The 11,407-nt window shown below is 72.5% G+C and carries 10 protein-coding genes; 5 read left to right on the top strand and 5 right to left on the bottom strand.

All coding sequences use genetic code 11. From position 1 onward, the window contains the following. Nucleotides 1–76 precede the first annotated feature (76 nt). A complete protein-coding gene (locus ACQPYA_RS07195) occupies nucleotides 77–1,354 on the bottom strand; it encodes an ABC transporter substrate-binding protein (RefSeq protein WP_433531862.1) in 1,278 nt (425 codons plus the stop codon). Nucleotides 1,355–1,737: 383 nt separating this feature from the next. On the opposite strand from ACQPYA_RS07195, the gene ACQPYA_RS07190 reads away from it, so the two are divergent. Continuing rightward, a complete protein-coding gene (locus tag ACQPYA_RS07190; protein WP_433531861.1) occupies nucleotides 1,738–2,760 on the top strand; it encodes a LacI family DNA-binding transcriptional regulator in 1,023 nt (340 codons plus the stop codon). 22 nt (nucleotides 2,761–2,782) lie between these two features. Here ACQPYA_RS07190 and ACQPYA_RS07185 read toward each other — a convergent pair whose 3' ends face one another. Further along, nucleotides 2,783–5,062: an EAL domain-containing protein gene (locus ACQPYA_RS07185; protein WP_433531860.1), complete on the bottom strand. Its 2,280-nt coding sequence runs from the start codon at nucleotides 5,060–5,062 to the stop codon at nucleotides 2,783–2,785. A gap of 205 nt (nucleotides 5,063–5,267) precedes the next feature. Between ACQPYA_RS07185 and ACQPYA_RS07180 the strand changes: the two genes are divergently transcribed. Beyond that, nucleotides 5,268–5,642, top strand: a complete 375-nt coding sequence (locus tag ACQPYA_RS07180) for a PH domain-containing protein (RefSeq protein ID WP_433531859.1) — start codon at nucleotides 5,268–5,270, stop codon at nucleotides 5,640–5,642. On the opposite strand, the gene ACQPYA_RS07175 is transcribed toward ACQPYA_RS07180, so the two are convergent. Then, on the bottom strand, nucleotides 5,636–6,562 hold the full coding sequence (locus ACQPYA_RS07175) for a 2-hydroxyacid dehydrogenase (RefSeq protein WP_433531858.1): 927 nt from the start codon (nucleotides 6,560–6,562) through the stop codon (nucleotides 5,636–5,638). The genes ACQPYA_RS07180 and ACQPYA_RS07175 overlap by 7 nt on opposite strands. Before the next feature lie 87 nt (nucleotides 6,563–6,649). Here ACQPYA_RS07175 and ACQPYA_RS07170 point away from each other — a divergent pair, with 87 nt between their 5' ends. Together ACQPYA_RS07170 and ACQPYA_RS07165 are read left to right on the top strand one after the other, a co-directional pair. Beyond that, nucleotides 6,650–7,822 carry a PQQ-dependent sugar dehydrogenase gene (locus ACQPYA_RS07170; RefSeq protein ID WP_433533404.1) on the top strand — a complete coding sequence of 391 codons (1,173 nt, stop codon included), beginning with the start codon at nucleotides 6,650–6,652 and terminating at the stop codon, nucleotides 7,820–7,822. Nucleotides 7,823–7,888: 66 nt separating this feature from the next. Beyond that, nucleotides 7,889–9,469 carry a metallophosphoesterase family protein gene (locus ACQPYA_RS07165; RefSeq protein ID WP_433531857.1) on the top strand — a complete coding sequence of 527 codons (1,581 nt, stop codon included), beginning with the start codon at nucleotides 7,889–7,891 and terminating at the stop codon, nucleotides 9,467–9,469. A gap of 122 nt (nucleotides 9,470–9,591) precedes the next feature. On the opposite strand, the gene ACQPYA_RS07160 is transcribed toward ACQPYA_RS07165, so the two are convergent. Further along, nucleotides 9,592–9,792, bottom strand: coding sequence for a DUF397 domain-containing protein (locus ACQPYA_RS07160; RefSeq protein WP_433531856.1), 201 nt, complete (start codon nucleotides 9,790–9,792; stop codon nucleotides 9,592–9,594). Beyond that, nucleotides 9,783–10,556, bottom strand: coding sequence for a DUF5753 domain-containing protein (locus tag ACQPYA_RS07155; RefSeq protein ID WP_433531855.1), 774 nt, complete (start codon nucleotides 10,554–10,556; stop codon nucleotides 9,783–9,785). Before ACQPYA_RS07155 ends, ACQPYA_RS07160 begins: the two co-directional genes overlap by 10 nt. A gap of 389 nt (nucleotides 10,557–10,945) precedes the next feature. Between ACQPYA_RS07155 and ACQPYA_RS07150 the strand changes: the two genes are divergently transcribed. Then, nucleotides 10,946–11,278, top strand: coding sequence for a hypothetical protein (locus tag ACQPYA_RS07150; RefSeq protein ID WP_433531854.1), 333 nt, complete (start codon nucleotides 10,946–10,948; stop codon nucleotides 11,276–11,278). Nucleotides 11,279–11,407: the final 129 nt, after the last annotated feature.

Genomic DNA, 11,407 nt, shown 5'->3' with positions numbered 1-11,407 from the left:
GGCGGGAGCCGCGGGGACGGATGCCGAGGCCGGGGGTGGCGCGGGCACCGGCGTGCCCGCACCACCCCCGCGCCGGTTACTTGCTGGCCTTCTCGGCTTCCTTGACCGCCTCGGCCCAGGCCGCGTCCGACTTGAGCGTGCCGTTCTGCACCCGGTTGATCACGTTCTCCACCGCGACCCGGGTCGGACCGTTCTTCTTGCCCAGGTACTGCGGCGTCAGGCCCTCCGCCATCTTGGGAAAGATCTGGCCGACCGGCGCGGCGTTGAAGAACTCGTTCTTGAAGTCCGCGATCGCCGGGTCGGTGTAGAGCGCCGGCTGCGAGGGCAGGTTGCCGACCGTCTTGAAGACCTCGATCTGCTGCTCCGGCTGGATCAGCCACTCCAGGAACCGGTACGCCTCGTCAACGTTCTTGCCCTGCTTGGGGATGGTGAGGAAGGAGCCACCCCAGTTACCGCCGCCGCCCGGCACCGCGGCGATGTCCCACTTGCCCTTGGTGCCGGGAGCGGTGTTCTGGATGTGCCCGAGCATCCACGCGGGGCAGGCGAGCACCGCGAACGCGCCGCTGGTGAAGCCCTTGTCCCAGTCGGCCTGGAAGCTGGTGAGGTTCGCGGAGAGCCCGGCGTCGACCGCCTTCACCGCGTAGTCGAAGGCGACCTTGGGGCCACCCTCCATCTGCAACTGCTCGTTCTGGTCGTAGAAGCCGACCTGCTGCTGGCCGAGGATCGGGTTGAAGAGGTTGGTCGCGTTGTCGACGAACTTCTTCTTCGTCTTGGCGGTGTACTGCGCGCCGACCGCCAGGAACTCCTCCCAGCTGGGCCAGAGCGCGGAGACCTGGTCGCGCTCGGTGGGCAGCCCGGCGGCCTCGAACAGGTCGGTGCGGTAGCACATGGCCAGGCCGCCGACGTCGGTGCCGAGGCCGATCTGGGTCTGGCCGTCGGCCGACAGCGACTGCTTCCACTTCCACGGCAGGTAGTTGGTCTCGTACTTGCCCGCACCCTTGTCGAGCAGGTTGACGAACTGGTCGGCCTGGCTACGGAACTGGACCATGAAGCCCTCGTCGATGGCGGCGATGTCGGGCGCGCCCGAGCCGGCGATCAGCTTCTTCTGCAGGTCCTCGTGCTGGGCGTTGTACTCCCCCGAGTTGAGGGCGATCTTGACGTTCTTGTTCTCCGCCTCGTACCTGGCCTTGAGGTCCTGTAGGCCGAAGTCGCCCCAGAAGTTGATTTTCAACGTGACTGTGCCGTCGCCACCGGAGTCACCTGTGGTGCTGCGCCCGCTGCATGCGACCACCAGCGAGCCGACCACCAGACCTACGGCTGCGACCCGCAGCCAACGAGGCGTAGACCGTCTCATGACCCATCCTCCGAGACCATTGGGAACGCTCCCGAGATCGAGAAACGTTGACTGAACCGGATAAGTGAGGCCACCGTACGGGCGCACTTCCATGGTGTCAACGAAGGGTTAACGACGTGGCCAACCCGTAACCTGACGAGCGGATACCCGCGCGAAACCACCTGATAACCGCTCTCTCACGCAGTTCGGAGCGGGATTCCCGACAACGGAGGCGTCTCCACCCGGTTTGGGCCACGTAGACTGAACCGAGCAAGTTGCGGCGGCCGGGCGACCGCTTCGCCGGGAACGGCCCGCGCCCGGCCAGGTGTGGGCGACGGGTAGCGTGTCCAGCGCCGCCCGGGCAGCCGCCCGGTCGACGGAACGGTTCAGGAGGACGTACGCCGGTGAAGCGGCCCACGATCGCGGACGTCGCCCGGCGGGCGGGGGTCTCCAAGGGCGCGGTGTCGTACGCGCTCAACGGCCAGCCGGGCGTCTCCGAGGCGACCCGGCAGCGCATTCTCGCCATCGCCGCCGAGATCGGCTTCAACCCGAGCAGCGCGGCCCGGGCGCTCTCCGGCGCGACCGCCCGGGCGATCGGGCTGATCCTGGCCCGGCCGGCCCGGACGCTCGGCATCGAACCGTTCTTCATGGAGCTGATCAGCGGCGTCGAGGCGGAACTCTCCGCCCGGTCGTACGCGCTGACCCTCCAGGTGGTGGCCGACCAGAGCGCCGAGATCGTGGTCTACCGGCGGTGGTGGGGTGAGCGGCGGGTCGACGGGGTGCTCGTCTGCGACCTGCGCACCGACGACCGCCGGGTGCCGGCGCTGGAGGAGCTGGGCCTGCCCGCCGTGGTGATCGGCGGGCCGGCGGGCACCGGCCGGCTGGCCAGCGTCTGGTCGAACGACGCGGCGGCGCTGGTGGAGACCGTGGAGTACCTGTACGCCCTCGGGCACCGGCGGATCGCCCGGGTCGGCGGCCTGCCCGACCTGCTGCACACCGCGATCCGGACGCAGGCGTTCACCGAGGTCTGCCAGCGCCTCGGCCTGGCCGACGCGGTCACCGCCTCCTCCGACTACACCGGCGAGGAGGGCGCGCGGGCGACCCGACGACTGCTCAGCTCCCGCATCCGCCCCACCGCGGTGATCTACGACAACGACGTGATGGCGATCGCCGGGCTGTCGGTCGCCCAGGAGATGGGGCTCGCGGTCCCCGCCGACCTCTCCATCGTGGCCTGGGACGACTCCCCACTGTGCCGGTTGGTGCACCCGCCACTGACCGCGCTCGGCCGGGACATCCCGGCCTACGGCGCGCACGCCGCCCGCCAGCTGTTGCAGGTGATCGAGGGAGCCCCGGCGCTCGGCCTCCAGGACGAGACCGCGCACCTCACCCCCCGGGGCAGCACCGGCCCACCGCCGGGCGGACAGTGAACCGGTTAAGCGGTTTCGGTCGTCACCGGGACGTGGACGGAAACTCCTCGAAGTACGCCTCGACCCGTTCCGCGGTCGCCGGCCGGGCCAGCTCGTACCCCTGGCCGTATTGGCACCCGGCCCGCTGCGCCACATCGACCTGGTGGGCGGACTCCAGCTCCTCGGCGACCACCTCCAGCCCCAGCCGGTCGGCGACGGTGACCACCACGTCCAGCAGCGGGCGGTGCGGGTCGCTGCTCGCCACGACCGTCTCCGGCCCGACCTTGAGCAGGTCGATCGGCAGTCGCCGGAGCTGGGCGAGCGAGGCGTGCTCGGCCCGGAAGTCGTCCAGGGCGGTCCGGATGCCCATCGACCGCAGTCCCGCCAGCCGCGCCACCACGGTCGGCAGCTCGGCGGCCACCCGCGGCTCGGCGACCTCGACCACCAGCTGGTCCGGCCCCACCCCGTACGCCTCCAGCACGGCCGCCGTGCGGGGCACGAAGTCCGGTGAGGTCAGCTCGCGGGTGGTGACGTTGATCGACATCCACAGCCGCCGGCCGCCGACCGACCAGTCCGCCAGCTGCCGGCAGGCCCGGTCCAGCACCCAGGCGCCCAGCTCGCCGACGATGTCGAGATCCTCGGCCACCGGCAGCAGCTCCGCGGGGAAGACCGTACCGAGCACCGGGCTGCGCCAACGCAGCAGCGCCTCGGTGCCCACCGGCGACCGGTCGGCGAGGTCGAGCACCGGCTGGTAGACCAGATCCAGCTCACCCCGGGCGACCGCGCCGGGCAGTTCCCGCTCCAGGTCCAGCCGGCGGACCAACTGTTCCTCCAGGTACGCGTCGTACCACTCGACCCGGTCGCGGCCGAGCTGGGCCGCGCGCCGCCGGGCCAGGTCCGCCTGCCGCAGCACGTCCTCCGGCCGGCCGGGGGCAAGTTCGGCGAGCCCGACGCTGGCCCGTGACCGCAGCACCGCCCCGGAGACCTCGTAGGGCCGGCTCAGCTCGGTGAGCAACCGGGTGCCCAGCGCGTAGGCCAGCACCGCTCCGGCCCCGGTGACCACCGCGAGCCCGCTCCCGGGCAGGTCGAACACCTCGTCGTCGTCGGCCGTCACGGCCCGGGCCCGGCGGACGGCCTCGGCCGCCACGTCGTCGCGTACGGCCATCCCGGGCAGCTCGGTGAGGTGCAGGTCGACCACCAGCAGCGCGCCGACCGCCGGCTCCGGCCGCGCCGCCAGGGCCCCCAGCAGCGCGGCCCGACCGGCCGGCACCCGCTCCTGCACGGTGACCGACTCCGCCGCCGGCGTCGGATCGGCCGGCGCCGGGTCCGGATTCCGCGCCATGCCGCCGAGCAGTTCGCGCGCGACCAGCGGAGGCGCCAACGCGAGCGCGAGCAGCACCGCGGTGCGGTCCGGCGACAGGCCGGCCTGCAACTGGTACACGGTGGCCAGCACCACCACGGCCGCCGGGAGCACCGCCCGCGGCCAGACCAGCGTGACCCGCCGGGGCGGGTCGACCTCGGCCCGGGCCACCTGCCGCACCCCGGCGGCGGTCAGCAGCACGCCGAGCACCAGTGGGGGCACGGCCAGCAGCGCCGCCCGCCCGGCGGCCGGACCGGCCGGCAGCGCGGCCAGCAGCACCAGGGCGAACAGGGTCAACGCCGCCCCGGCCCGGCACCTGGCGATGCCAGAACTCCGAAGTCTCCCGGTCAGCACGGTCAGCGCGGCGAGGGCCAACGCACCGAGGGTCACCGCCACCGCCAGCCGCGCCGGCGCCGCCACGCCGGCGTGCGGCAGCAGCAGCCAGGCGACGAGCACCAGGCAGATGCCGGGCGGAGCGCCGTCGAGCACCCGCCGCAGCCGTACCCGGACCGGCGAGGCTGACCGGCGGGGCAGGCTGGACAGGCCGCCGCCCAGCAGCACGGCGGTGCCGGCGAGCCCGGCGGCGGCTGCCGCCGGATGGTACTGGGGAGCGGCCAGCGGCAGCACCGCCGCAGTCAGGCCGGCGGTCACCACCGCGGCGTGCAGCAGGGCGGCGGCCCGGCGTGGGCGGGCCGCCCGGCGACGGGCGACCCGCCCAGCGGCAGGGTTCGCGGCCGGCGCGTCGGAACTCAGCCGGGACAGGCGTACGCCGGCCAGCGTGGAACCGGCCGCGCCGGCGAGCGCCACCACGCCGAGGGCCGGCACCGGCCCGGCGGCACCGACCACGACCAGCACGGCGACCACCGCGAGGACGCAGGACTCCGGCAGCCTCGGGCGGTGGACGGTGCCGCGGGACGCGGTGGCGCGGAACATGGAGGCGCGGAACACAGACGCGACGGGCACGACATTCGCCTTCGTGAGGGGGGCACGGGGGCGGTGCGGCGGTGCGCGGACGGCGAACATGATGGTCCGCCGCCCACCATCGGTGAACGAGACAGTCCGCATGGAGTGACGGCCACCAGACAGTGAACCAGGTCACGACCGTGGCCCGACGGCGGCCCGGTCAACCCGGTGCGGGACGTCCCCGTCCTGGTGGGATCATCGGGAGATGGCTCGCTCCGACACCGCGCGATTCCGGCACCACCAGGCCGTCCTGGCCGCGGCGATCGTCGCCGCCCTCGGCACCCTGCCGCTGGCCAGCGCCCGCACGTACCTCCTCCCGGTGCTGCTGGTGCCGCTGGCGGTGGTGGCCTGGGCCTGGCGCGCCGGCACCGACGCGGACCCCCGTGGGCTGCGCCTGCGGGCGCTGGCCGGCCAGCGCCGGATCCCCTGGGACCAGGTGGTCGAGCTGGGCTCCGATCCGCGCGGCCGGGTAATCGCCCAGCTCGGTGACGGCCAGCGGCTCCTGCTACCGGCGGTACGCCGCGCGGACCTGCCGCGACTGGTGGCCGCGGCCGGGCGCGAGGTGGAAGCGGCTCAGTAGCCGTTCACCACCACGTTCTCCGGCCGCTCACCGGCCGCGAACCGGCGGATCTGCCGGCCGACCAACCGGTACGCCCGGGGCAGCAGGCCCCGCACCGACCCCGCCACGTGCGGGGTGATCAAAACGTTCGGCAGCTCCCAGAGTGGGTGGTCGGCGGGGAGCGGCTCCGGGTCGGTCACGTCCAGGGCGGCGGAGATCCGGCCGGTGGACAGCTCGGCAACCAGCGCGTCGGTGCGGGCCACCGGCCCCCGGGCGGCATTCACCAGCAGCGCCCCGTCGCGCATCGCGGCCAGGAACCTCCCGTCGACCAGACCCCGGGTCTGCTCGGTCAACGGCACCAGGAGCACCACGACGTCGGCCCGCGGCAGCAGCTGCGGCAGGTCGTCGACCCCGTGCACCCCCTGCTCCGGCCGGGCCGTGCGGGCCACCATGATGAAGTCCACCTCGAACGGCGTGAGCCGGTCCCGCAGCGCGGTGCCGATCGAGCCGGCACCGACGATCAACACCCGCTTGCCGGCCAACTCGTCGGTGGGCGCCACCTCGGCGTAGGCCCACCGCCGCTCGGCCTGGGCCCGGGCCAGCGCGGGAAAGGCGCGCAGCTGGGACAGGATCGCGGTGACCACCCACTCGGCGGTGGAGGAGTCGTGCACACCCCGGGCGTCGCAGAGCGTGACCCCCGCCGGGACCCGGCCGACCCAGACGTCCGCGCCGGCCGAGAGCAGCTGCACCACCGCCAGGTCGGGCAGTTCGTGCAGCAGGGCGGTGCTGTCGGCGGTGGAGAGGAAGGGCGGCACCCAGAACCGGACGCCGGCCACCGGCGAGGGCAGGTTTCCAGGGCCGGTCATGGTCTCCACGGTGACCTCCGCCGGCACCTCGCCGAGCAGGGCATGACCGGCCTGGTGCGGGATCCATACCTTCACGCTCGTCGACGATAGGCCCCCGCCGCCGGTACCACCGCCGGGGGTAGCCCGCGCCGACCACCACGACGCGGACCGCGGCGGGCTACCCTGGGGCGGGTGAGCGCTCCCCCGTACCCCCGCGCCCGACAGCTCCGCACGGCCCTCGCGGCCTCCTGCGCGACGCTGCTGCTCGCCGCCACCGGTTGCAGCCTCGGCGAACCGGAGCCGGATCCGGCCGGCGAGCCACCGAACCTGCCCACCCCCTCGGCCACCGCGAGCGCCGGCGACCAGGCGGTCGTCGCCACCGTGCTCGCCCGCGGGCTGCGGGTGCCGTGGGGCATCGCCTTCCTGCCGGACGGCGGCGCCCTGGTCACCGAACGCGACAGCGGCCGGATCCTCCAGGTCGGCCCGGAATCGAGCCCGGACGGCCTGAAGGTCACCGAGGTGCAGACCATCGACGACGTGGCCGCCGGGGGCGAAGGTGGCCTGCTGGGGATCGCGGTGTCACCGGACTTCGCCCAGGACCGGACAATCTTCGTCTACTACACCGCCGAGCGGGACAACCGGGTCGCCCGGATGCGGCTCGGCGAGGCGCCCACCCCGATCCTCACCGGCATCCCGAAGGCGGGCATCCACAACGGCGGCGGCCTGGCCTTCGGCCCCGACGGGCAGCTCTACGCCGCCACCGGCGACGCCGGCAACATCGACCGGTCGCAGGACGTCAAGGAGCTCGGCGGCAAGATCCTCCGGATCACCCCGGACGGGAAGCCGGCGCCGGGAAATCCGTTCCCGAACTCCCCGGTCTGGTCCCTCGGTCACCGCAACGTGCAGGGCATCGCCTGGGACGGCGACCGGATGTACGCCGTCGAGTTCGGCCAGAACACCTGGGACGAGATCAACCAGATCAGCAAGGGCAAGAACTACGGCTGGCCCGAGGTCGAGGGGCGCGGCGGCGACGCGAAGTACGTCGACCCGATCGTGCAGTGGTCGACCGACGAGGCGTCCTGCTCCGGGCTGGCGGCGGTCGAGCGGATGCTGGCCACCGCCTGCCTGCGCGGCCAGCGCCTCTGGCTGGTCGAGCTGACCGAGAACGGCACGGTGCTCGGGCAGCCGCAGGCGCTGCTGACCGAGCAGTACGGGCGGCTGCGCGCGATCGCTGCCGCGCCGGACGGCTCGCTCTGGGTGAGCACCTCCAACCATGACGGGCGGGGCCGGCCCGCACCGGAGGACGACCGGCTGCTGCGACTTGTTTTCGCAGGTGGCAGCGCTGGGCGAAGCTGAGGCACTCTCGAAGCACACCACCTCAGGTTTGCCAAGATCCTTCTGCGGGCAGGTCAGAATCTCAGCATGGACGGTCAGGAAAACGAGGAGCCGCGCCGCGGCCCGGACGGGAACGCCCCCGCCGGTCGCCCGCGCCGTTTCCCACCCCTGCGGCGCTCCGCCGCACCACGCCCGGGTGGGCGGTATGTCGGCCTGCGCCGAGCCGCCGTCGCCGTGGCCGTCCTGGCCGTCACGCTGGCCGGGGTGCTCGCCGGCGTCATCGTCGGCGGGAACGTGGGCACCGATATCGGGCCGTTCCACGCCCGGCTCTCCGTTGCCCCGGCGGCCACCGGCGGCACCACCATCGACATCCCGCCGCTGGGCTCGCTGCTGCTGGACAGCCACGACGGGCCGACCCACCTCACCGTGGAGCTGGGCGCGCTCGACCAGAGCCGCGTCGAGGCCCTGATCGACGACCCGGCGAGCCTCAACCGGGCCACCCAGTCGGCGGTCGACGAGGTTCAAGAGGGGGTGATGCGGCTCGGGCTGCGCACGGTCGCCTCCGCCGTGCTGGCCACCCTGGTGCTGGCGCTGCTGGTCTTCCGGAACACCCGCCGGGCGGCCTGGGCCGGCGGGCTGGCGCTGCTGATCACCGCCGGCAGTCTGGGCACCGCCGCGGCGACCATCCGCCCCCAGTCGATCGAGGAGCCGCGCTACGAGGGGCTGCTGGTCAACGCCCCGGCGATCGTCGGCGACGTGCAGAAGATCGCCAACGACTACACCCGCTACGCCGAGCAGCTCCAGCGGCTCCTCGGCAACGTCACCCAGCTCTACACCACCGTGTCGGCGCTGCCGGTCTACGAGCCGGAACCGGGCACCACCCGGGTGCTGCACATCTCCGACATGCACCTCAACCCGGCCGCCTGGCAGCTGATCCGCACCGTCACCGAGCAGTTCGGCATCGACGTGATCATCGACACCGGCGACATCACCGACTGGGGCAGCGAGCCGGAGGCGTCCTACGTCGGCTCGATCAGCCTGCTCCGGAAGCCGTACGTCTACATCCGGGGCAACCACGACTCCAACCGGACGGCCGCGGCGGTGGCCCGCCAGCCGAACGCGATCGTGCTGGACAACACGACCACCACCGTCGCCGGCCTCACCATCGCCGGCATCGGCGACCCCCGCTTCACCCCGGACAAGAGCACCTCACCGGCGAGCGGTGGGCTCAACGACCCCACGGCGGACGAGCTGACCGCCACGGGCGAGAAGCTCGCCGCCACGATCCGCAGCTCGCCGCAGCCGGTGAACATCGCCCTGGTGCACGACCCGGCCGCCGCCGGCCCGCTCTCCGGCACCTGCCCGCTCGTGCTCGCCGGGCACACCCACCGCCGACAGCTCAGCAAGCTGCCGGAGGTGCCGGGCCAGCAGCCCACCACACTCATGGTGCAGGGCTCCACCGGTGGCGCCGGCCTGCGCGGGCTGGAAGGCGAGGAACCGACCCCGCTGGCAATGACCGTGCTCTACTTCGACCAGCAGAAACAGCTCCAGGCGTACGACAACATCACCGTCGGCGGCACCGGCCAGGCCCAGGTCAACCTCGAACGCACCGTGGTGACCCAACCGGCGGGCCCTCCCGCCCCGGTCACTCCCACCCCTACCCGTTGACGGGGCTCATCCGGAGAAGATCCACCGGTGCGCTGGACGAGGAATGCGCGACCGGCGCCTGCCCTGAGGTGGGCCGCACGAAAAGCCCCCCAGCGGCGCTGGGGGGCTTTTCCGCGTTGAGGTCAGCCCACGCGGCCGATCTGCTTCGCCAGGTTGACGAAGCCCTGCCAGGCCGCCGGGTTGAACACAAGGGCCGGGCCGGCGGGGTTCTTGCTGTCCCGGACGCCGACGACGCCGGGCACGTTGTCGGCAACCTCGACGCAATTGCCGCCGTTGCCGCTGCTGCGGCTGCTCTTGCGCCAGGTGGCGCCGCTCAGGTCCATGTCTCCGCCACTTCCCTTATCAAATCGATCGACTGCCGGTGGGACATCGCCTCTACCCGGACGTTCTCCCACGCTGCCAGTATGGCCGCGACGTCGTCCGGATCGCTAGCCACTTGCCCCTGTAGCTGGGTGTCCAGATAGGCGGCGATGCGATGGTCCCTGCTGGTGGCGAGAACGAAGGGTCCGTCGAGCCCGGAGTATGCCCCCACTGACCAGGGAACGACCTGCACCCGAACGTGCGGCAGCTCGCACCATGCAATCAACGCCTGCAACTGCTCCCGCATCACATTCGGGCCGCCCACCGGGCGCCGCAGCGCGCACTCGTCCACGACGGCCGTGAACCACGGGGGGTTTTCCCATTTCAGGACGGCCTGTCGGGCGAGCCGCGCCGACACCAGTTGATCCACCTCGTCGGGGGTGCGTCGTCCGCTCGCCCCGAGGACTGCTCGCGCGTACGCCTCGGTCTGTAGTAGTCCGGGCAGGACGACAGATTCGTATGAACGGAGCTCGATCGCCTCGCGCTCCATTTCCTGCCATGGGCGAAACCACACAAGGTCACGGATTCGGCGTCTCGAAGTGTCCGGCCAGATGTCCGACACATCACGACCGAGAACGGCGGCTGCGGTAGCGCGGTGTCCGGGGTGTGGGATGCGGCCTTGGCGAAGCCATCGGTCAGTCGTCTTCGGGTCTACGCCCAGCTGCGCTGCCAACGAATCCGTTGTGTGGCCTGCCTCGTGAAGCGCTACGCGCAGTGCGTCGTTCATCGGACCTCCATCGGACGCCGCAGATTTCCGTCCACCATATACACACGCGGTGTTGCCGTCCCGTCACGGGTTGGCAGTGTGTCTGGCATGCGGCACTACCTGGTGGAGGTGAAGGAGCCCGGCAGGAGTGTTCGCCATCGGGGCCGCCCGTGGACATCCCCCAGGGCAGGGGCGGCCCCTCTCGATCGCTCGCTCATGGAGGCCGACGTGCGTACCCGAACCTCGTATACCTGCACCACAGTCCTCATGCCGGTCCTGCCGCAGCGTGGACGCGGCACGCACCTGCCCGAATGGATGCGCCAGCCAACGCAAGCACTCCCCCTCCAGAGCCCCGGCCGCCCCGGTTGGCTGACGCCGGGCCAGCAGTGGCGGGCGAGCGGAGGCCGGCCGTGCTGACCAACCAGCTGGCGGGGCCGGGTCGCGGCCCCCACCCCGACCGTCCCAGCGGCTCAGGCGGGAACACCCCGCACACCCCGGCGCGCCCGACCTGGCACTGCCGAGTGGACGGGCAGCCCTGGCCCTGCGGAGAGGCCCGGCTCCTCCTGCCCGTGGAGTTCAGGGACAACGTCTCCGGCCTGACGATCTACCTCGCCGGCCTGATGTACGAGGCAATGCGAGACCTGTACCAGCTCAACCCGCACGGCGGACCGAAGCCCGAGGAACTGTTCAGCAGGTTCGTTGCCTGGGCGGCCCGCCGGCCGAGCGCGGAGAGAGCGCAGTGAAGCCCCGCGAACCGAAGGTGAGGGGGCCTCCGCGCGGCTTCGCCCGCAAGTCTTCCCGGCTTCACGAGCGCACCACGGTAGGACAGACACGGACGCGGGAGCCGCATCTCTCCCGCAAACGCGAGAGCA

Origin of the sequence: Micromonospora sp. CA-263727 (assembly GCF_050942455.1) — a bacterium.
Lineage (GTDB): Bacteria > Actinomycetota > Actinomycetes > Mycobacteriales > Micromonosporaceae > Micromonospora.
This window is presented reverse-complemented; position numbering and strand designations above follow the sequence as displayed.

What these genes read in the sequence shown, in the direction of transcription:
- ACQPYA_RS07180 (WP_433531859.1), top strand. Translation starts at nt 5,268, where the DNA reads ATGGCTCGCTCCGACACCGCGCGATTCCGGCACCACCAGGCCGTCCTG.
- ACQPYA_RS07195 (WP_433531862.1), bottom strand. Translation starts at nt 1,354, where the DNA reads ATGAGACGGTCTACGCCTCGTTGGCTGCGGGTCGCAGCCGTAGGTCTG.
- ACQPYA_RS07165 (WP_433531857.1), top strand. Translation starts at nt 7,889, where the DNA reads ATGGACGGTCAGGAAAACGAGGAGCCGCGCCGCGGCCCGGACGGGAAC.
- ACQPYA_RS07155 (WP_433531855.1), bottom strand. Translation starts at nt 10,556, where the DNA reads ATGAACGACGCACTGCGCGTAGCGCTTCACGAGGCAGGCCACACAACG.
- ACQPYA_RS07160 (WP_433531856.1), bottom strand. Translation starts at nt 9,792, where the DNA reads ATGGACCTGAGCGGCGCCACCTGGCGCAAGAGCAGCCGCAGCAGCGGC.